We start from the raw sequence: 18,728 nt of genomic DNA on the forward strand, positions 1-18,728 counted from the left end.
GGCTACAGGTGCGGGAGGATCGCCGGCATCAGGTCCTGGAAGGTGCGGCCGTTGGCCGGGTTGCCCAGGGCGGTCATCTGCCAGCCGGAGCCGACCCGGTGGACCTTCGCCATGATCTGCGCGGTGTAGTTGCCGCCGCCGTCGAGGGTGTAGCGCGCGAGCTCCTGCCCGTTCGTCTCGTCGACGATGCGGCAGAACGCGTTCTGCACCTCCTGGAACGTCTGGCCGGTGAAGGAGTTCACCGTGAAGACGATCTGGTCGATGTGGACCGGCACCCGCTCCAGGTCGACGAGGATCGCCTCGTCGTCGCCGCCCTGGCCCGCGCCGCCGACGAGGTTGTCGCCGGTGTGCTTGACGGAGCCGTCGTCGCTGACCAGGTGGCGGAAGAAGACCACGTCGACGGGCTGCTTGTCGGCGAAGAGGACGGCCGAGGCGTCGAGGTCGATCTCCCGGGTGCGCGAACCGAAGAGACCGCGGCGCGGCGCGGCCTGCCATCCGAGGCCCATGCGCACCTGCGTGAGGCTGCCCCCGCCCCTCTTCTCCAGGCTGATGGCCTGACCCTTGGTCATGTTGACCGACACGCGATTGCCCCTCTCGTTGGCGTTCCCCGCGACCGCTGTTCCGGTGCGTGCGGTTGTCGAGCACCCTACGCAGCGCCGCTGACACCGCGGAGGGGCGGTCCGGTTTTGTGTCGGTCTTGCAACACACCGGACCGCCGTCCGGTCAGGCGAGTCCCGCCTCCTTCATCTGGCGCAACTCCTTCTTCAGCTCTCCCACTTCGTCCCGCAGCCGGGCGGCCACCTCGAACTGCAGTTCCGCGGCGGCGGCGCGCATCCGGTCGGTCATCTCCTCGATGATCGCGGCCAGTTCGGTGGCCGGCCGGTCCCCCAGCTGGACCGTGGAGCCGCCGGCCCCGCCGCGGCCCTTGGGGGCGTGGGCGGCGAGCGCGGGGACGGGCGCCTTGGCGCCCTTGCCCTCCTTCGCCTGGCGGTATCCGCTGCCGAGGAGCTCCTCGGTGTCGATCTCCTCGCGCGCGATGGTGGCGACGATGTCGTTGATCTTCTTGCGGAGCGGCTGCGGGTCGATGCCGTGCTCCGTGTTGTACGCGATCTGCTTCTCGCGGCGCCGGTTCGTCTCGTCGATGGCCTGCTCCATCGCCGGCGTGATCCGGTCCGCGTACATGTGTACCTGGCCCGAGACGTTTCGGGCGGCGCGGCCGATCGTCTGGATGAGGGAGGTCCCGGAGCGCAGGAAGCCCTGCTTGTCGGCGTCGAGGATGGCGACGAGGGACACCTCGGGCAGGTCGAGGCCCTCCCTGAGGAGGTTGATGCCGACGAGGACGTCGTACTCGCCCGCCCGCAGCTCGCGCAGCAGCTCGATGCGGCGCAGGGTGTCGACGTCGCTGTGCAGGTAGCGCACCTGGATGCCGAGCTCCAGGAAGTAGTCGGTGAGGTCCTCGGCCATCTTCTTGGTGAGGGTGGTGACGAGGACCCGCTCGTCCTTCTCGGTGCGCAGCCGGATCTCGTGGACGAGGTCGTCGATCTGGCCCTCGGTGGGCTTGACGACGACCTCGGGGTCGACGAGGCCGGTGGGGCGGATGATCTGCTCGACGAAGCCGTCGCCGCGCGACAGCTCGTACGTCCCCGGGGTCGCGGAGAGGTAGACGGTCTGGCCGATCCGCTCCTGGAACTCCTCCCACTTCAGCGGGCGGTTGTCGAGGGCGGAGGGGAGCCGGAAGCCGTGGTCGACGAGGGTCCGCTTGCGGGAGGCGTCGCCCTCGTACATGGCGCCGATCTGGGGCACGGTGACGTGCGACTCGTCGATGACGAGGAGGAAGTCCTCGGGGAAGTAGTCGATGAGGGTGTTGGGCGCGGAGCCGGGGTCGCGGCCGTCGAAGTGCATCGAGTAGTTCTCGATGCCGGAGCAGGAGCCGATCTGCCGCATCATCTCGATGTCGTACGTGGTGCGCATGCGCAGGCGCTGGGACTCCAGGTGCTTGCCCTGCTTGTCGAGCTCGGCGAGGCGGACCTCCAGCTCGCGCTCGATGTCGTTGACCGCGCGCTCCATGCGCTCGGGGCCCGCGACGTAGTGGCTGGCGGGGAAGACGTAGAGCTCGCGGTCCTCGCTGATGACCTCGCCGGTGAGCGGGTGGAGGGTGGAGAGGGCCTCGATCTCGTCGCCGAACATCTCGATGCGGACGGCGAGCTCCTCGTACACCGGGAAGATCTCGATGGTGTCGCCGCGGACCCGGAAGGTGCCGCGGGTGAACGCCAGGTCGTTCCGGGTGTACTGGATGTCGACGAAGCGGCGCAGCAGCTGGTCCCGGTCGAGCTCGTCGCCGACCTTGAGCGGGACCATGCGGTCCACGTACTCCTGGGGGGTGCCGAGGCCGTAGATGCAGGAGACGGAGGCGACCACGATGACGTCCCTGCGGGTGAGCAGGGAGTTCGTCGCGGAGTGGCGCAGCCGCTCCACCTCCTCGTTGACGGAGGAGTCCTTCTCGATGTAGGTGTCCGACTGCGGGACGTACGCCTCGGGCTGGTAGTAGTCGTAGTACGAGACGAAGTACTCCACCGCGTTGTTCGGCAGGAGCTCGCGGAACTCGTTCGCCAGCTGGGCGGCCAGCGTCTTGTTCGGCGCCATGACCAGGGTGGGGCGCTGGAGCTTCTCGATCATCCAGGCGGTGGTCGCCGACTTGCCGGTGCCGGTGGCGCCGAGGAGCACGACGTCCTTCTCGCCCGCGCGGATACGCCGCTCCAGGTCGGCGATGGCCGCGGGCTGGTCGCCGTTGGGCTGGTACTCACTGACGACCTCGAAGGGCGCCACCGAACGTTCGATCTTGGAAACGGGCCGCATGCACCCACCGTACGACCCGGCACTGACACTCGGGTGGCGATCGGCTCGGCAGCGGCCCTCCGTCACCAGTCCTGGGAGCGGTGGCCGCCCCGGGGGACGCTCCTGCGGGCGGCGCGGCCGGCCGGGCGCGCGGTCCAGTTGGCGGGCTCGCCGTAGGACGGCACATGGCGCGGGGCGGGCACCCCGGGACGGTTCACCCCGCGGGCGTCGGGCCGCTGCCAGTCCGGGTCGCCCATCACCAGCAGCGGGTCGAACATGACGACGACGGCGGCGAGGATGAGGAAGACCGCCGGGCCGATCAGCATCGGCAGCAGGAGCGAGGTCGCGGTGTCGCCGGTCCCGCTGAGGGGCTCGGCCCCGTGCAGGTGGACGCTGACCGCCGCCATGGCGGTGTAGTGCATACCACTGACGGCGACGCCCATCACGAGGCTCGCACCGAGACTGGCCAGAAATCCATGCACGGACACGGCCGCCCAGAGGGCCGCCGTGGCCGCCACGACCGCGATGACCACGGAGATCGCGACGGTGAGGGTGTCGTACTCGATGCGGCCCTGCAGTCGCATGCCGGCCATGCCGAGGTAGTGCATGGTGGCCACGCCGAGGCCGGTGATCGTGCCGCCGGTGACCAGGGTGAGGGCGGTGGCGCCTCGGTAGCCGACGATGAAGATGCCGACGCCGACCATGACGACGGCGACGCCCAGGCTGGCGAAGGTCAGGGGGCGGTCGTAGTTCACGGGGGCCTGCTGGACCGAGAAGCCCATCATGGCGATGAAGTGCATCGTCCAGATGCCGGTGCCGATCGAGGTGGCACCGAGGGCGAGCCAGCCGGCCTTGAAGCTGTCGCGGTGGCGGAGCGATCTGGTGGTGCACCTCAGCCCGAGGGCGCCGCCGAGGCACGCCATGAGAAAGGCGGCCACCGGCGTCACGAGCCCGTAGCTGAATCCGTCGACCGTGCCCTGCATGAGCGTCTGTCCTCCACCCCTGGTGCCACGTCGTCCGAAAACAGTCGGTACCGCTGGGTAGTACTACCGGGGCGAGATTATGGCGCGCCGGGGGCCCGGCGACCACGTGACCGGGGAATTGCCGTGGGTGAGACCTGAGCGAGACCGGCCCGTGATCTTGGATCCGCCGTCCGGGCCCCCGCCGGCCCGACGGCCGGAGCCCGTCGGGTGCCGTTCCCGGGCCCCGTTGTCGGTGCCCGGTCGTACCGTGGTCGGCATGGACATCGAAGCGGGGCCGACGGGCGGGGCGCGGGACGTCCCGGCGGAGTGGACGGTCGTGGAGAGCGCCATCGGGCCGCTCTTCCTCGCCGCCACCGGGCGGGGGCTCGTGCGGGTCGAGTTCCACGCCGACCCGGCACGGCGGGCGCGGATGCTGGACCGGCTGGCCGGGCAGCTCGGCGCGGAGCCGGTGGAGTGCGCCTCGGGGCTGCTCTCCGAGGCGATACGCCGGCTCGACCGCTACTTCGCCGGCGAGCCGGACGACCTCGCCCTGCCCCTGGACTGGAGCCTGACGACCGGGTTCCACCGCCAGGTGCTGCGCGAGCTGGCGGCGACCGTCCCGTACGGCACGGTCGTGGGGTACGGCGAGCTGGCCCGGCGGGTGGGACAGCCGGGCGCTGCCCAGGCGGTCGGAGCCGCGATGGGCGCCAACCCGCTGCCCCTCGTCGTGCCGTGCCACCGCGTGGTGGAGAGCGACGGCGGGCTCGGCGGGTTCGGCGGCGGCCTGGAGACCAAGCGGCAGCTGCTGGCCCTGGAGGGCGTGCTGCCCGCACCCTTGTTCTGAGGGTGAACCCGGCCCGGCGCCCGGGGGCCCCACGGCCCGGCGCTCGCGGGCCCTGTGCTCGCGAACCACGGGGCCCGGGGCTCGGCGCCCCGGGCCGTTCCCATCAGGTGGGACGGCTGGCACACTCACGTAAGTGACCCACACCTCCGATGCCCCTGACTCCACGCTGCCCGGACACATATCCGTGGCCGACGGCGAGCTGCCGGCCCTGCGCCGCCGCATCCAGGCCGTGCTGATCGGCACCCAGATCCTCGGGGGTCTCGGCATCGCCACCGGCGTCGCGCTCTCCGCCGTCCTGGCCAGGGACGTCAGCGGCTCCGAGGCGCTGTCCGGGCTGGCGTCGACGGCGACCGTGGCGGGACCCGCCCTGCTCGCCATGCCGCTGGCCTCCCTGATGGTCTCGCGCGGGCGCCGGGCGGGGCTCGTCCTGGCGTACCTCATCGGAGCCGTCGGCGCCGGGGTCGCGGTGCTCGGGGCGGTCGTCGGCAGCTTCCCGCTGCTGCTCGTCGGCCTCGTCGGGTTCGGTGCCGGTTCCTCGGCGAACCTGGCGGCCCGCTTCGCCGCCGCCGACCTGGCCGAACCGGACCGCAGGGCGCGGTCCATCTCCACGGTCGTCTGGGCGACGACCATCGGCGCGGTCCTCGGCCCGAACATCGCCGCTCCGGCCGGCCGGAGCGTCGCCGGTCTGGGCATCCCGGCCACGGCGGGCCCGTTCGTCTGGGCCGCCGGGGTCTTCGTCCTCGCGGCGGCCCTGGTGGCCCTGCTGCTGCGGCCGGACCCGCTCCTCACCGCCCGCGCGCTGAGCGGCGCCGACGCGGCCGAGGCCGCCGAGGGCCGGTCGCTGCGGGCCGGTCTGCGGGCGGTGCGGGAGTCGCCGAAGGCCCGCCTCGCGCTGGTCACCGTCGCCGCCTCGCACACCGCGATGGTGTCGATCATGTCGATGACGCCGGTGGCGCTCACCCACCACGGCGCGGACATCCAGCTGATCGGTCTCGTCATCAGCGGGCACATCGCGGGCATGTACGCGTTCTCCCCGCTGATGGGCTGGCTCTCCGACCGGCTCGGCCGGCTGTCGGTCATCGGGCTCGCGGTCGGCCTCCTCGGCGTCGCGGCCCTCGTCGCGGGCACGGCCGGACCGAGCCACGGCCGGACCGCCGCCGGCCTCTTCGTCCTCGGCCTGGGCTGGTCGGCCGGGCTCGTCTCCGGCTCGGCCCTGCTCACCGACTCGGTGCCGCAGGCCGCCCGGGCGGCGGTCCAGGGACTCTCCGACTTCGTCATGAACACCGCCGCCGGTCTCGGCGGGCTCGCGGCCGGCCTGATCGTCTCGCAGGCCGGCTACGGCCCGCTGAACGCGATCGCCGCCTGTCTGCTGCTGCCGATGGCGGCGCTCGCGGTGCGGGGCGCGCTCCGCAGGGCCTGAGCGGAGGCCCGCCGCCCCGGGCGCTCCGGCCCCCGGCGGCCCACCGGACCGGCGGCCCGCTCCGGTCCGGTCAGCGCGGCGCCGCCGGGGACGAGGCGCCGCTCACCAGGGAGCGCGGGGTTCCCGTGCCGTCGGCCGGCACCGACCAGACCGCTCCCCCGTAGCCGTACGCGAGGGTGTCGCGGTCGGTCCACAGGGCCTGGTCGTCGATGCCGCGGCGCTCCGCGACCGGGTGCTCGCGTCCGGTGCGCAGGTCGAGGACGTACAGCCGCCACGGCTCGTGCGGGCCGTCGGAGACCCGCTTCTTGAAGGCGATCCGGGTGCCGTCCGGCGAGAGCGAAGGGCATTCGGTGTTCTCCCGGAGGGCCCGCGCCGACCAGGCCGCCATGTCGCCCTGGACGAGGTGGGTGCGGCCGCCCGTCGACACGGTGGCGTAGAAGCGGTTGTCGTCGGCGGCGAAGGTGACGCCCCAGTAGTTGACGTCCGGGGCGTGATGGCGACGGCCGCCGAGGGTGAGCGGGATCTGCTCGATGTTCTTCACCAGGTAGCCGGTGCGCAGGTCGAGGATCGACGTGCGGGTCGAGAAGGACGAGCGCGCGTACGAGTCGCCCGTCGCGAACATCGTCCAGGACAGCATCCGGCCCGAGGCCGAGACGCGGGCCCTGCTGGGGATGCCCGGCAGGGACATGCGGCGCAGCTCGCGCAGGTTCCGGTCGAGCACCAGGACGTACGAGCGGGCCGGCACGCCCGGCCGCCGCTGGAGGCAGAGCGCCGTGGGCCCGGCGGCGTGGAAGCGGTCGCAGGAGGGGCCGCCGGCCACTCGCCCGCCGGGTGCGGCCGGGTCCACGCGCGCGACGCGGCCGGTCGCGGTGTCCCGGGCGTAGAGCGCCCCGCCGACGACGGTGAATCCCGGGTCGGCGGTGCCGGTGGCCTCGGCCCGCCCGGAGGCCGCCCGCAGGGTGTAGGCGGTGGCGCCGCCGCCGAGGAGCAGGAGGGCGAGGACGAGGACGCCCACGCGTGCGCGTGCGGAGAGGCGTGTGACGGTCGGGGCGTTCATGGAGGTCAGTCCTCTCGGAGGGTCGCGGGAGCGGTGGCGGGCGCCGTGGGGGCCTCGGGCAGCAGGCGGGCGGCGGCGCACAGGGCCGCCGCGAGGGCGACGAGGGCGACGACGAGGGCGGTGCCGGGGCCGCTCGCGGTCCAGACGGCCCCGAAGGCGACGGCCGCGCCGAGCCGGGCGAGCGCCTGGGCGGTCTGGACGAGGGCCAGGCCGCCGGCCTGGCGTCCTTCGGGGAGGAACGGGCCGGCCAGGGCCATCAGGACGCCGTCGGTGGCGGCGTAGAAGACCCCGAGCAGCAGCAGGACGCCGACGAGGACGGCCCCGTCGGGTCCGGGGGCCAGGAGCAGCACGTAGGCGAGGAGCAGTGCCCCGTGGCCGTACAGGAGCGGCGCGCGGCGCCCGGTGCGGTCGGCGAGGCGCCCGGCGGGGACGGCGAGCAGCAGGTAGACGGCCGCCGCGCCGAGGGGCAGGAACGGGAACCAGGTCGGGTCGAGGTCGAGCCGACGCTGGAGCAGCAGGTAGAGGAAGGCGTCGCCGATCGTGGCCGCCCCGAGGAGGCCGGCGCAGACCACGATCCGCCGGTACGCGGGTGAGCGCAGCACGGTGAAGAGCCCTCCCCGCGCGCGGGGAGGCGCGGCGCGGCCGTCCGCCCCGTCGGTCGTGCCGCGGTCCGGCGGCGCGGCCCGCCGTCCGGGAACCAGGAACAGCCACAGCACGACGCCGAAGGCGCCGACGCAGAAGCTGACGGCGAAGACGGTCTCGTACGCCTCCGCCGTCGCCGACAGGAGGGCGAACGCGGCCAGGGGGCCGAGGAGCGCCCCGGTGGTGTCCATGGCGCGGTGGGTGCCGAAGGCGCGGCCCAGGTCCTCCGGCGGGCTGTGGAGGGTGATGAGGGCGTCGCGCGGGGCGGTGCGCACCCCCTTGCCGAGCCGGTCGGCGGCGATCGAGGCGGCGATCCAGCCGGTGGCGCCGCCCGCGAGGAGGAGGCCGAGCCGGGAGCACGCGGAGAGGGCGTAGCCGACTCCGGCGACCTGCTTGTGGCGGCCGCCGCGGTCCGCGGTGGCGCCGCCGAGGAGCCGCACGAGCGCGGTGGCTCCGGTGGAGAGGCCGTCGAGGAGGCCGAACTGGAGGGGGGAGAGGCCGAGTCCGAGGACCAGGTAGAGCGGCAGGACGGCGGTCACCATCTCCGAGGAGACGTCGGTGACCAGGCTGACCGCGCCGAGGGCGAGGACGGTGCCCGGGACGCGCCGCCGGACCCCCGAGGGGGTGGGCGGCGCGTCGCGGCGACCGGTGGTCGCGAGGTACATCAGTGGCAGGTGTAGGTCGGGCCGGAGTCCTTCACCTGGTTGTCGGTGCCGACGTACTGCCAGGTGTAGGTGGTGTCGGTGAGGTCCAGCTTGAGCACGCCGTACGTGCCGCTGATCCTCTTCTGGCTGTTCGGCTGGACCGTCTCGATGTCGTAGGGCTCGGCGCCGCCCATGCCGCCGACGATCTCGACCATGCCGTCGGCGGTGGCCCGCCCGTTCGGGTCCTGGGGGGCGAACCGCTCGTAGTGGTGGTCGTGTCCGTTGAGGACGAGGTCGGCCTTGGCGCCGTACAGGATCTGCCAGACGGGCTTGGAGACCGGGTCGTTGCCGTGACCGCCGGAGGAGTACAGCGGGTGGTGGAAGTAGGCGGCGACGCAGCCCTTGGTGTTGCGCGCGAGGTCGTCCTTGAGCCACTGGATCTGCGCGGCGTCGTCGAAGGAGTTGGAGTCGAGGGCGACGAAGTGCCAGTTGCCCTGGTCGTAGCTGTAGTAGGACTTGCCCTGCGGGTAGGCGATCGCACCGAAGTACGACTTGTACCCGGCGAGCGGCCCCGCCGGGTCGTAGGTCTCGTGGTTGCCGGGGACGGGCCGGGTCTTCGCCTTGAAGGCGCCCCAGCTCTTGTCGTAGTAGGCGCGGAAGTCGGAGAGCAGGGCGTCGTCGTACTGGTTGTCGCCCATGGTCAGGTAGAAGGACGGCGCGATCCGCTGGGCCAGGGCCGCGGTCTTGGGGTGGGCGCACGAGCTGCTGGAGGCGGTGCACTGGGCGGCGATGTCGCCGGCCGCGACGACGGTGAAGGCGCCGTCGGGCGGGGGCGTGGTGGAGGTGGTGCCGTAGACCTCCGCCGCGAAGAGCGAGTAGCCGTACGAGGTGCCGCGGGCGGTCCCGTACACGCGCAGGTAGCGGCCGGTGCCGGTGAGGCCGGTCCAGTCGTCGGTGCCGCCGTTTCCGGCCGTCTCGGTGGCGAGGCGGGTCCAGGTGGTGCCGTCGGCGGAGATCTCGACGCGGTACGCCTTGGCGTAGGCGGCCTCCCAGACGAGCTTGACCCGGGAGACGGTCGCCGAGGGGCCGAGGTCGACCTTGATCCACTGGGGGTCGACGCCCTCGGTGCTGGCCCAGCGGGTGGTGGAGACGCCGTCGAACGCCTTCTCCGGGCCGAAGGTGGAGTCCTCGACGGAGGAGGAGGTGGCCGGCCTGCCCTGGGAGATGAGGACGTCGGCGGCGGCTCCGGCCCGGTCCGGCAGGGCGAGGAGGAGTCCGCCGACGAGCAGCAGGACGGCGGCGAGGACGAGCGGCAGACGGCGGGTGGTGGTGTGCGGTGGGGCGGAGGCGTTCAGGCGCATACCTGGGCTCCCTGACCTGAGGGGTGGCGAGAGCTGGACACCGGTGCGGCGCACCACGGCCCGCCGCGCCGGCCGGGCGCCCGCGCCGCCGGGGGTGCGGGCGGGGGCGACCGGCCGATGGCGATTCGGGCGCCACGCGGCGGGGTGGTGCTCGGCGGCCGGGTCAGAGCTCTCGCTGAGCGCGTCACGCCCCGGGATCGGGCGCCGCGCCAAGCCGCCGCGGGGGATGCTAGCGGATAGGAAGGTTTCCTACCAGACCCTCGAACCCCACGGCGCCCGACGGGACTTCAGAGGCTGATGTGGTACGCCTTGCGGAGGGTCTCGTGCACCGTCCAGGTCGTGCGGTCGCCCTCGCGGAGCACGCACGCGTCGCCCGGCCCGATCTCCAGCGTCTCGCCGCCCTCGACGGCGACGGTCGCGCGACCGGAGACCACCACGAAGAGCTCGTTGGCCTCGGTGTCGGTGACGACGCCGGGGGTGATCTGCCAGATGCCGCGCAGCTGCTTGCCGTCGGCCGACTCCCACAGCACCTTGCCCGTCACCTCGGGCGTGCCGGAGACGATCTGGCCGGGGTCGAGCGGCTCCGCTTCGAGCTCGGCGTCGGGGATGTGCACGGCGAAGGAGGGCAGGTCATGAGTCGTCATGGCCGGTGACTGTAGCGGGGCCCGACGGCCCCCGACCGGCCGGGAGCCCCTGGAAGAACGCCCTCCGCTTCGCCTCCCACCAGGCACGACGTCCGGATCCCGCAGGGACGACGAAATCCGAACCGCCCCTTCGGCGCGGCCCCCGAAGGGCACCGCGGACCTTCCCGCGGCCGGCCCCGGCACCCCGTGACGGATTCCGCGGCCGGCCTCCGTGCCGTGGCGGGAGGTCGCCGACGAGGTTTGCGGTGCCCGTGGCCGCGCCAAGGAATGGGACATGTCCACACAGGTGTCCGAAGAGGTACGGGAGGCGCTCCACGAGGGCCGCCCCGTCGTCGCGCTCGAATCGACGATCATCGCCCACGGCCTGCCGCGCCCGCGCAACCTCGCCGTGGCGGTGGAGCTGGAGGAGCTGGTGCGGGCCGGTGGCGCGGTCCCGGCCACCGTCGCGGTGGTCGACGGCACGGCCAGGGTGGGCCTCGACCCGGCGGCCCTGACCCGGATCGCCGAGGACCCCGCCGTCCGGAAGCTGGGCCACCGCGACCTGGCCCCCGCCCTGGCGACCGGTGTCACGGGAGCCACCACGGTGTCGGCGACGGCGTGGCTGGCACACGCCGCCGGGATACGGGTCTTCGCCACCGGCGGCCTCGGCGGAGTGCACCGCGCATGGAGCGAGACCCAGGACGAGTCCGCCGACCTGCGCCTGCTCGCCCGGGTCGGGATCACCGTCGTGTGCGCCGGGGTCAAGTCGATCCTCGACGTGCCCGCGACGCTCCAGCGCCTGGAGACCCTGGGGGTGACGGTCGTCGGCTACGGCACGCGGCACTTCCCCGGCTTCTACCTCTCCTCCTCCGGCGAGCCCGTCGACTGGACCCTGCACACCCCCGAGGAGGTGGCCCGCGTCATACGGGCGCAGGACGCGCTCGGCGGCCCCGCGGCCGCGCTCGTCGTCGCCAACCCCGTCCCGCAGGCCGACCAGCTGGACCCCGCCCTGCACGACCGGGTCCTGGCCCAGGCCCTCACGGCGGCGGGCGAGAAGGGGATCACCGGCCAGGCCGTCACGCCGTTCCTGCTCGAATACCTCACCGTGCACACGGACGGCGCGTCCCTGGAGGCGAACCTCGCGGCCGTACGGGGCAACGTACGGCTGGCGGCGGCCGTCGCGGGGGCGTACGGGGCAGGGCGCGACGCGGGGACGTCCGGCGCCGCCGGGTCCCGGGGCGGATCGTCCGGCGGTGACGCGTCCGGCGGCGCGGGGCCGCGCGGCCCCGCCGGTCGGTGAGGCCCCCGGAGAGCACGCGGCCGCCGGGCCGGACCGCGGGACCGTCCGGGGGCGCGCTGCTCGTCGTCGGGGACGTGGTCACCGACGTGGTCGCGCGGCACCGGACGCCGCTCGCACCCGCCACGGACACGGCGGCCGAGATCCGGACGCTGCCGGGCGGCGCCGGAGCCAACGCGGCGTGCTGGGCCGCGCGTTCCGCCCCCGGCGACGTGCGGCTGCTCGGCCGGGTGGGAACGGACGCGGCCGCCTGGCACGAGCGGGCGCTGCGACGGGCCGGGGTGCGCCCGCTGCTCGTGCCGGACCCGGACGCCGCGACGGCCACGGTCATCGCGCTCGTGGACACCTCCGCGGAGCGCACCTTCCTCACCGACAGCGGCGCCGCGCTCCGCCTCTCCCCCGCCGACTGGACCTCCGGTCTGCTCGACGGCGTGGCCCGACTGCACCTCTCCGGCTACCTGTTCTTCGCCGACCGCAGCCGCGAGACGGCCCGGCGGGCCCTGCGCGACGCCCGGGCGGCCGGGGTCCCGGTCAGCGTCGACCCGGCCTCGGCGGGGTTCCTCGATCGGCTGGGCGCGGAGCGGTTCCTGTCCGCGACGGAGGGCGCGGAGCTGCTGCTGCCCAACGCCGACGAGGCCCGCTCCCTCACCGGGTCCACCGAAACCACCACGGCCGCCGCGGAGTTGAGCCGGCGCTTCCCTCTGGTCGTGGTCACCCTGGGAGCGGCCGGCGCCCTGCTCGCCGAGGGTGGCTCGGTCTCCGCCCGGGTGGCGGCTCCGACGGTGCCGCCCGCCCGGCGGATCGACTCCACGGGCGCGGGCGACGCGTTCACCGGGGCTTTCCTGGCCGCCCTGATCGCGGGCGCGGACCCGGTACGCGCCGCGGAGGCGGGCTGCCGCGCGGGCGCGGAAGCGGTGACGTTCGTGGGCGGCAGACCCCCGGCCCCGGGAGCCCTCCCGCCACCGAGCTAGCCGTCCGCCTCGGCCTCTCCGTCCGGCCGGCATGCCCGCCGCGTGGCCGGATCGCCGAGCGGGCCCCTCAGTCCGCGTCCCCGCCCCGGTCGAGGCCCGTCCAGGCCGGGTGGCGCGGGTCGTCGGCGCGCACGACGGCGTCGGCGGCGCCGGCGGGGTCGACCTCCGTCTCGTACCGGGCGAAGGCGGGGAGGGTCCAGGGCTCCTCGGTGCGCCGGGCGAGCGCGGCGGGCGACAGCCGCAGGTGGACGGTGAGGTCGAACGGGAACCAGTGGCCGAGGAGGAACGGCCCGTGCACGACGAGCACCCCACCGGGCGGCAGCGTGACGTACGGGCTGCGGGTCGCGCGGTCCCTGACGGGGTCCCACAGATCGGGCAGGACGCGTCCGGTGCCGTCGGGTTCGAGCGGGCCGAACACCTCGCGCCACAGGGCCCCGGTGTCGGTCCAGCCGGAGTAGTACGCGTCGGGATCCTGCTTGCCGTACTCGTACCGGAGGGACGCGGGCCGCAGGAAGCCGCCGGTCCCGGCGACGTGGACGGAGCGCCCGCGCGCCCGCAGCGCCTCGGCGAGCAGCCCCGCGAGCTCGTCCCCGGGCGCGGCGGGCGGCCCGTCGACGCCGACCTTGAGCCACGGGCCGCCGTCGCCGGGGACGGCGTCGTCGACATGAGCCGCGAGGGCCTCGGCCAGCCGGTCCCAGGTGATCGCCTCGTATCGCATCCCGCTCATCCTGCCCGCCGCTCCGCGTCTCCGCTTGACCTTGTCACTGGCGTCACTGTTCGACCATCCCACCCATGGACACCACCACACGCACCCGGGTCGTCGTCGTCACCGGCGCGGGGACCGGCATCGGCCGGGCCACCGCGCACGCCTTCGCCGGACAGGGCGCGACCGTCGTCGCCGTCGGCCGCCGGGAGGAACCCCTGCGGGAGTCCGCCGAGGGGCACGCCGGGATCCACCCGTTCGTCGCCGACATCACGGCGGAGGGGGCGCCGGAGGGAATCGTGCGGGCCGCCCTCGCCGACCACGGGCGCCTCGACGTCCTGGTCAACAACGCCGGGATCTCCGCCGGCGGCCCGCTCGGCACCCTCGACCGCTCCGTCGTCGCCCCGCTCCTGGAGACCAACCTCGTCGCCCCCGTCCTGCTCACCCAGGCCGCCGTCCCCGCGCTCCGGGCCTCCCGGGGCGTGGTGGTGAACGTCTCCACGACCGTCGGGCAGCGCGGCTGGCCCGCCAACTCCCTCTACCCGGCGACCAAGAGCGCCCTGGAGACGCTGACCCGCTGCTGGGCGGTGGAGCTCGCCCCGGACGGCGTCCGGGTGGTGGCGGTCGCCCCCGGCGCCATCGAGACGCCGATCGCGGACCACATGGGGCTCTCCCCCGAGCGGCGGCGCGCGCTGCGGGCCTGGCAGGTCGCGCGGACGCCGCTGGGCCGGGTCGGCAGGCCCGAGGAGGTCGCCTGGGCGATCACCGCGCTCTCCGCCCCCGACGCCGCCTTCCTCACCGGCACCGTGCTGCCCGTCGACGGGGGCGCGCTCGTCGCGTGATACGACTGCGCGAGGAGGTGGCGTCCTTGCGCATCGGTGAACTGGCCCGGCGGACCGGGGTGTCGGCCCGCGCGCTGCGCCACTACGAGGCGGCGGGGCTGATCGCGTCGGCCCGCGAGACCAACGGCTACCGGGTGTACGAGGAGTGCGCCGCGGCCCGGGTGGCGAACATCCGGTACCTGCTGGACGCCGGGCTCACCCTGGACGACGTGTCGGCGTTCCGCTCCTGCCTCGACGGGGACGTCTCCGCCGCCCCGCCGTCCGCCCGCGGGCTGGAGATCGCCCGGGACCGGCTCGCGGTCCTCGACGCCCGGATCGCGGCCCAGACCACGGCTCGTGACCGCCTCGCGGGCGCGCTGGCGGCGCTCCCGGCGCCGGAGTCCCCACGCGGCTGACCGCGGGCCCCGTCGGGAGCGGACGCCCCCGGCGTCACCCGCGCTCAGCCGACGGCCGGCGCGGTCCGGTCGAGCGTGGCGCGTCCCGCCTCGACCGCCTCGGCGAGGGTGAGTCCGCCGCCGGCGAGGTCCCGGCAGGTGGCCGTGTCGGTGCGCAGCCGGACGTCCGGCAGCTCGCCGCTCGCGTCGCCGTAGACACCGTCGCCGTACGTGGTCGTACCGTCGGCACCGATCCGGACGTGGAACTCCCCCTCGTCCAGGGTCACCTGGACGACTCCTTCACCCAGCCCGGCGAGTGCGCCGAGCAGCGGGACGGCGTACCAGTGGGCGCGGACGGCGTCGGTGGGCCGCGGTTCGCCGAGCTCGGGGGCTCCCCAGGCGGCGAGGGCGCGCAGGACGGGCAGCAGGTCGCGTCCGCGCGGGGTGAGCTCGTAGACGAACGCGGAGGCGGGCGGCGGCAGTCGGCGCCGGGTGACGAGGTCGGCCCCCTCCATGTCCTTCAGCCGGCCGGCGAGCATGTCCGTGCTGACGCCGGGCAGATCGGCGTGGAGGTCGGTGTAGCGGCGCGGGCCGGCGAGGAGTTCGCGGACGACGAGCAGGGTCCAGCGGTCGCCGACGAGGTCGAGGGCGCGCGCGGCGGCGCAGTGCTGGTCGTAGCTGCGGCGGCGTGGCTGACGTGGCATGCGACGCAGTCTAGACATGTTGTTGGACTTTCCAAGCTCGAACTTGGTAAAACCAAGCAACACTGATTCCGGGGACCTGGGGAGGTCGGACATGGAGTTCCGGCAGTCGAGCAAGCTGAACGAGGTCTGCTACGAGATCCGCGGCCCGGTGATCGAGCACGCCAACGCGCTGGAGGAGGCGGGCCACAGCGTCCTGCGCCTCAACACCGGAAACCCGGCGCTCTTCGGCTTCGAGGCGCCCGAGGAGATCGTCCAGGACATGATCCGGATGCTCCCCCGGGCCCACGGCTACACCGACTCGCGCGGCATCCTCTCCGCCCGCCGCGCCGTGGCCCAGCGCTACCAGGCCATGGGCGTGGCGGAGGTCGACGTCGACGACGTCTACCTCGGCAACGGCGTGTCGGAGCTCGTCTCCATGGCCGTGCAGGCGCTCCTGGACGACGGGGACGAGGTCCTCGTCCCCGCCCCCGACTTCCCGCTCTGGACCGCGGCCACCACCCTGGCCGGCGGCAAGGCGGTCCACTACCTCTGCGACGAGTCGGCCGAGTGGTACCCGGACCTCGACGACATGGCGTCGAAGATCACCGACCGGACCCGCGCGCTCGTCATCATCAACCCCAACAACCCCACCGGCGCGGTCTATCCGAAGGAGATCGTCGAGGGCATCCTCGACCTCGCCCGCCGCCACGGCCTGATGGTGTTCGCCGACGAGATCTACGACCGGATCGTGTACGACGAGGCCGTCCACTACCCGGCCGCCTCCCTCGCCCCCGACCTGGTCGTCCTGACCTTCGGCGGACTCTCCAAGACGTACCGCGTGGCGGGCTTCCGCTCCGGCTGGCTGGTCGTCAGCGGCCCGAAGCAGCACGCCAGGAGCTATCTGGAGGGCCTCACCATGCTGGCCTCCATGCGCCTCTGCCCCAACGCCCCCGCCCAGTACGCCATCCAGGCCGCGCTCGGCGGCCGGCAGTCGATCGACGAGCTGACCGCCCCGGGCGGCCGGCTGCGCGAACAGCGCGACCGGGCCTGGGAGAAGCTCAACGAGATCCCCGGCGTCTCCTGCGTGAAGCCCAAGGGCGCGCTGTACGCCTTCCCCCGCCTCGACCCCGCCGTGCACAAGATCCACGACGACGAGAAGTTCGTCCTCGACCTGCTCCTGCGGGAGAAGATCCAGGTCGTCCAGGGCACCGGCTTCAACTGGCCCCGCCCGGACCACTTCCGCATCCTCACCCTGCCGTACGCCGACGACCTGGACGCCGCCATCAGCCGCATCGGCCGCTTCCTCAGCAGCTACCGCCAGTGACGCACCGCCCCCGCGACGGTGACGCGCCGCCCTCCAGGCTGCCATGATCTGAGGATCGAAGGATCTTCGGACCCGGCGAGCGCAGCGGCCGGGAGAAACGGGAGGGACGGCCGGTCATGGATGCGGCGCTGATAGCCGTGGTGGGAACCCTGCTGGGTGTCGTCTTCACCCACTGGTTCCAGGGGCGGGCCACCGAACGCACGGCCGCGCTCGCCCGCACCGAACAGCTCCGCCAGGAGCGGATCGCGACCTACAGCGCCTTCGCCGGCGCGGTCGTCGACTACCGGCACAGCCAGAACGACCGCTGGTTCCGGGCGCTCCAGCACCCCGGCTCGGAGGAGGCGGAGGAGTCCCGGCACGCCTCCTACCGCCAGCGCACGGCCGCCCGGCAGGCCCTCTTCCGCGTCCAGCTGGTCTGCGACGACCCGGAGGTCCGGCGGTTGGCCGAGGCGGCCTTCGTCGATTCCCACTGCATGCACGAGGCGGTCGACGAGGCGGACCGCGCCCGCCGCTCGGAGCAGGCGAAGGAAGCCCTCGCCACCTTCATCTCCGCCGCGGCGCCCGGCGTCCGCTGAGGCCCGACCGAAGGGAGGAGCGGACGTGGACCTCGTCGCACCCGTCGTCGTCGAGCCGCTCAAGCGACGCCGCTGCTCGGAGTGCCACCAGGGCCCCCTGGAGCGGATGATCGTCGAGTTCAACGCCCCGGTCTGCCTGGACTGCGCCGACCTCGGGCACCTGGTCTTCCTCCGCCGCGGCGACACGGCGCTCACCCGGCGCGCCCGGGAGAACAGCGATCTCTGGGCCGTGGTCGTACGCCACAACCGGCGCCGTACGCGGTACGAACGCCAGGGCCTGCTCGTCGAGGAGGCGGCGCTCGCCCGGGCGGAGCTCGCCTGCCTGGCGGACGCCGAGGCGCGGGCCAGGCGGCGGGCCCGGGACGCGGTGCGGCGCGCGGCGCTCGACGCCGGAGTCACCGCGCTCCTCCGGGCGGAGATCCAGCGGCTGTTCCCGTCCTGCCCGGAGGACCGGGTCGACGAGATCGCCCTCCACGCGTCGGCGAAGGGCAGCGGACGGGTGGGGCGCACGGCGGCCGGTCGCGCCCTCGACCGCGGCGCCGTCACCGCCGCGGTGCGCGCCTCCGTCCGGCACGTCGACACGCCGTACGACACCCTGCTGATGCAGGGGGTACCCCGGCACCAGGCCCGGACGAGGGTCGCACCCGCCATCGAGACGGTGCTCCGGGCCTGGCGTCACGGCGGAGGGGACGCGCGCGGCGGGCGTCACGGCTGACGGCTCGGGCGTCAGCGCGCGGCGACCGGTCCGCGGGGAGCGGACCCTCAGGCCCCGTCCCCGGCGCGACGCGCGCGGCGGTACAGCAGGGCGCCGCCGAGCAGCAGCGCGGCGCTCGCGGGAGCGGCGTACCCGATGGCGTCCGAGCCGGTGGAGGCCAGAGCGACGGTGCTCGTCTCACCCTGCGGCGCGGGGGCCGGGGCCTCGGTCTCTGCCTGCGGCACCGGCACGTTCTTGACGGGGGTCTGCGGACGCGGCGTCGGGACCTCGATCGGCTGCTGGGGCTTGCCGGGGCCGTTCACCGAGGTGTTGCCGAAGACCGGGTTGCCCACGCCGACGACGTTGACCGAGTTCCCGCTGAGGTTCACGGGGAGGTCGACGGGCAGCTGGAGGCCGTTCCCGGAGAGCACGCCGGGGGAACCGGCCGCCTCGCTCTCCGCCGTGGACCCGCCGCCGTTGGAGGAGCCGCCGCCGTTGCCGTGCGAGCCGCCGGCCTGCTCCCCGCCGCGCGGGGTGCCGGGCTCGTCCTTGTGGGCACGGCCACCGCCCTGGTCCGAGCCGTAACCGCCGGGCTCGGCGGAGCGGTTGGCACAGCCGTTGCCGAAGGCGGGGTTGAGCAGTCCGACGACGTTGACCGTGTTCCCGCAGGCGTTGACCGGCACGTGCACCGGCAGCTGAACCGCGTTGCCGGAGCCGACTCCCGGCGAGCCGACCGCAGCGCCCTGCGCGCCGGAGTCGGCGTGCGCGGCGCCCGCCGAGAGCGCGAGCGCCCCACCCGTGACCAACAGTGTGGCCAGACCACTTCGGCGAATCTGCCTCATGGCTTCCTGCCTTCCGGAGGTGTACACGGGCGAGT

19 protein-coding genes are annotated in these 18,728 nt (G+C 74.2%); 9 read left to right on the forward strand and 10 right to left on the reverse strand.

What is annotated here, in order from left to right:
- Positions 1 to 2: 2 nt before the first annotated feature.
- The 3 genes from AB0424_RS04260 to AB0424_RS04270 all read right to left on the reverse strand — a co-directional run bounded on the left by AB0424_RS04260 (position 3) and on the right by AB0424_RS04270 (position 3,818).
- On the reverse strand, positions 3 to 581 hold the full coding sequence (locus tag AB0424_RS04260; RefSeq protein ID WP_366302121.1) for a TerD family protein: 579 nt from the start codon (positions 579 to 581) through the stop codon (positions 3 to 5).
- A gap of 142 nt (positions 582 to 723) precedes the next feature.
- Positions 724 to 2,856 (reverse strand): excinuclease ABC subunit UvrB, encoded by a 2,133-nt coding sequence (gene uvrB, locus AB0424_RS04265; protein WP_366302122.1) that lies wholly within the window; start codon positions 2,854 to 2,856, stop codon positions 724 to 726.
- A gap of 62 nt (positions 2,857 to 2,918) precedes the next feature.
- On the reverse strand, positions 2,919 to 3,818 hold the full coding sequence (locus AB0424_RS04270) for an MHYT domain-containing protein (protein WP_366302123.1): 900 nt from the start codon (positions 3,816 to 3,818) through the stop codon (positions 2,919 to 2,921).
- A gap of 256 nt (positions 3,819 to 4,074) precedes the next feature.
- Here AB0424_RS04270 and AB0424_RS04275 point away from each other — a divergent pair, with 256 nt between their 5' ends.
- Positions 4,075 to 4,641, forward strand: coding sequence for a methylated-DNA--[protein]-cysteine S-methyltransferase (locus tag AB0424_RS04275; RefSeq protein ID WP_366302124.1), 567 nt, complete (start codon positions 4,075 to 4,077; stop codon positions 4,639 to 4,641).
- 133 nt (positions 4,642 to 4,774) lie between these two features.
- A complete protein-coding gene (locus tag AB0424_RS04280) occupies positions 4,775 to 6,061 on the forward strand; it encodes an MFS transporter (RefSeq protein ID WP_366302125.1) in 1,287 nt (428 codons plus the stop codon).
- Positions 6,062 to 6,131: 70 nt separating this feature from the next.
- Here AB0424_RS04280 and AB0424_RS04285 read toward each other — a convergent pair whose 3' ends face one another.
- The 4 genes from AB0424_RS04285 to AB0424_RS04300 all read right to left on the reverse strand — a co-directional run bounded on the left by AB0424_RS04285 (position 6,132) and on the right by AB0424_RS04300 (position 10,409).
- Entirely contained in the window at positions 6,132 to 7,118 is a 987-nt protein-coding gene (locus AB0424_RS04285) for a hypothetical protein (protein WP_366302126.1), read from the reverse strand.
- A gap of 5 nt (positions 7,119 to 7,123) precedes the next feature.
- The gene (locus tag AB0424_RS04290; RefSeq protein ID WP_366302128.1) at positions 7,124 to 8,425 is read right to left on the reverse strand and encodes an MFS transporter; all 1,302 of its coding nucleotides are present in this window, start codon (positions 8,423 to 8,425) and stop codon (positions 7,124 to 7,126) included.
- The gene (locus AB0424_RS04295; RefSeq protein ID WP_366302129.1) at positions 8,425 to 9,765 is read right to left on the reverse strand and encodes a discoidin domain-containing protein; all 1,341 of its coding nucleotides are present in this window, start codon (positions 9,763 to 9,765) and stop codon (positions 8,425 to 8,427) included. Before AB0424_RS04295 ends, AB0424_RS04290 begins: the two co-directional genes overlap by 1 nt.
- A 287-nt stretch (positions 9,766 to 10,052) precedes the next feature.
- On the reverse strand, positions 10,053 to 10,409 hold the full coding sequence (locus tag AB0424_RS04300) for a cupin domain-containing protein (RefSeq protein ID WP_017238672.1): 357 nt from the start codon (positions 10,407 to 10,409) through the stop codon (positions 10,053 to 10,055).
- A 274-nt stretch (positions 10,410 to 10,683) separates the two neighbouring features.
- On the opposite strand from AB0424_RS04300, the gene AB0424_RS04305 reads away from it, so the two are divergent.
- Positions 10,684 to 11,688, forward strand: coding sequence for a pseudouridine-5'-phosphate glycosidase (locus tag AB0424_RS04305; RefSeq protein WP_366302131.1), 1,005 nt, complete (start codon positions 10,684 to 10,686; stop codon positions 11,686 to 11,688).
- A gap of 74 nt (positions 11,689 to 11,762) precedes the next feature.
- Positions 11,763 to 12,656: a PfkB family carbohydrate kinase gene (locus tag AB0424_RS04310; RefSeq protein ID WP_366302132.1), complete on the forward strand. Its 894-nt coding sequence runs from the start codon at positions 11,763 to 11,765 to the stop codon at positions 12,654 to 12,656.
- A 67-nt stretch (positions 12,657 to 12,723) separates the two neighbouring features.
- On the opposite strand, the gene AB0424_RS04315 is transcribed toward AB0424_RS04310, so the two are convergent.
- The gene (locus AB0424_RS04315; RefSeq protein ID WP_366302667.1) at positions 12,724 to 13,374 is read right to left on the reverse strand and encodes a uridine kinase; all 651 of its coding nucleotides are present in this window, start codon (positions 13,372 to 13,374) and stop codon (positions 12,724 to 12,726) included.
- 74 nt (positions 13,375 to 13,448) lie between these two features.
- Between AB0424_RS04315 and AB0424_RS04320 the strand changes: the two genes are divergently transcribed.
- The gene (locus tag AB0424_RS04320; RefSeq protein WP_366302133.1) at positions 13,449 to 14,201 is read left to right on the forward strand and encodes an SDR family oxidoreductase; all 753 of its coding nucleotides are present in this window, start codon (positions 13,449 to 13,451) and stop codon (positions 14,199 to 14,201) included.
- 26 nt (positions 14,202 to 14,227) lie between these two features.
- Positions 14,228 to 14,596 (forward strand): MerR family transcriptional regulator, encoded by a 369-nt coding sequence (locus AB0424_RS04325; RefSeq protein WP_366302135.1) that lies wholly within the window; start codon positions 14,228 to 14,230, stop codon positions 14,594 to 14,596.
- 44 nt (positions 14,597 to 14,640) lie between these two features.
- Here AB0424_RS04325 and AB0424_RS04330 read toward each other — a convergent pair whose 3' ends face one another.
- The gene (locus AB0424_RS04330) at positions 14,641 to 15,279 is read right to left on the reverse strand and encodes a helix-turn-helix domain-containing protein (protein ID WP_366302137.1); all 639 of its coding nucleotides are present in this window, start codon (positions 15,277 to 15,279) and stop codon (positions 14,641 to 14,643) included.
- A 91-nt stretch (positions 15,280 to 15,370) separates the two neighbouring features.
- On the opposite strand from AB0424_RS04330, the gene AB0424_RS04335 reads away from it, so the two are divergent.
- From AB0424_RS04335 to AB0424_RS04345, 3 genes are all read left to right on the forward strand, one after another.
- A complete protein-coding gene (locus tag AB0424_RS04335; RefSeq protein WP_366302138.1) occupies positions 15,371 to 16,582 on the forward strand; it encodes a pyridoxal phosphate-dependent aminotransferase in 1,212 nt (403 codons plus the stop codon).
- Positions 16,583 to 16,698: 116 nt separating this feature from the next.
- The gene (locus AB0424_RS04340) at positions 16,699 to 17,157 is read left to right on the forward strand and encodes a hypothetical protein (RefSeq protein ID WP_366302139.1); all 459 of its coding nucleotides are present in this window, start codon (positions 16,699 to 16,701) and stop codon (positions 17,155 to 17,157) included.
- 25 nt (positions 17,158 to 17,182) lie between these two features.
- Positions 17,183 to 17,872, forward strand: a complete 690-nt coding sequence (locus tag AB0424_RS04345) for a DUF2293 domain-containing protein (protein WP_366302141.1) — start codon at positions 17,183 to 17,185, stop codon at positions 17,870 to 17,872.
- A 47-nt stretch (positions 17,873 to 17,919) separates the two neighbouring features.
- On the opposite strand, the gene AB0424_RS04350 is transcribed toward AB0424_RS04345, so the two are convergent.
- Positions 17,920 to 18,693 carry a chaplin gene (locus AB0424_RS04350; RefSeq protein ID WP_366302142.1) on the reverse strand — a complete coding sequence of 258 codons (774 nt, stop codon included), beginning with the start codon at positions 18,691 to 18,693 and terminating at the stop codon, positions 17,920 to 17,922.
- Positions 18,694 to 18,728 lie beyond the last annotated feature (35 nt).

Origin of the sequence: Streptomyces sp. NPDC051180, from assembly GCF_040689545.1 — a bacterium.
Lineage (GTDB): Bacteria > Actinomycetota > Actinomycetes > Streptomycetales > Streptomycetaceae > Streptomyces.

What these genes read in the sequence shown, in the direction of transcription:
- AB0424_RS04330 (WP_366302137.1), bottom strand. Translation starts at nt 15,279, where the DNA reads ATGCCACGTCAGCCACGCCGCCGCAGCTACGACCAGCACTGCGCCGCC.
- AB0424_RS04270 (WP_366302123.1), bottom strand. Translation starts at nt 3,818, where the DNA reads ATGCAGGGCACGGTCGACGGATTCAGCTACGGGCTCGTGACGCCGGTG.
- AB0424_RS04275 (WP_366302124.1), top strand. Translation starts at nt 4,075, where the DNA reads ATGGACATCGAAGCGGGGCCGACGGGCGGGGCGCGGGACGTCCCGGCG.
- AB0424_RS04290 (WP_366302128.1), bottom strand. Translation starts at nt 8,425, where the DNA reads ATGTACCTCGCGACCACCGGTCGCCGCGACGCGCCGCCCACCCCCTCG.
- AB0424_RS04305 (WP_366302131.1), top strand. Translation starts at nt 10,684, where the DNA reads ATGTCCACACAGGTGTCCGAAGAGGTACGGGAGGCGCTCCACGAGGGC.
- AB0424_RS04300 (WP_017238672.1), bottom strand. Translation starts at nt 10,409, where the DNA reads ATGACGACTCATGACCTGCCCTCCTTCGCCGTGCACATCCCCGACGCC.
- AB0424_RS04350 (WP_366302142.1), bottom strand. Translation starts at nt 18,693, where the DNA reads ATGAGGCAGATTCGCCGAAGTGGTCTGGCCACACTGTTGGTCACGGGT.
- AB0424_RS04315 (WP_366302667.1), bottom strand. Translation starts at nt 13,374, where the DNA reads ATGCGATACGAGGCGATCACCTGGGACCGGCTGGCCGAGGCCCTCGCG.
- AB0424_RS04340 (WP_366302139.1), top strand. Translation starts at nt 16,699, where the DNA reads ATGGATGCGGCGCTGATAGCCGTGGTGGGAACCCTGCTGGGTGTCGTC.
- uvrB (WP_366302122.1), bottom strand. Translation starts at nt 2,856, where the DNA reads ATGCGGCCCGTTTCCAAGATCGAACGTTCGGTGGCGCCCTTCGAGGTC.
- AB0424_RS04320 (WP_366302133.1), top strand. Translation starts at nt 13,449, where the DNA reads ATGGACACCACCACACGCACCCGGGTCGTCGTCGTCACCGGCGCGGGG.
- AB0424_RS04285 (WP_366302126.1), bottom strand. Translation starts at nt 7,118, where the DNA reads ATGAACGCCCCGACCGTCACACGCCTCTCCGCACGCGCACGCGTGGGC.
- AB0424_RS04335 (WP_366302138.1), top strand. Translation starts at nt 15,371, where the DNA reads ATGGAGTTCCGGCAGTCGAGCAAGCTGAACGAGGTCTGCTACGAGATC.
- AB0424_RS04295 (WP_366302129.1), bottom strand. Translation starts at nt 9,765, where the DNA reads ATGCGCCTGAACGCCTCCGCCCCACCGCACACCACCACCCGCCGTCTG.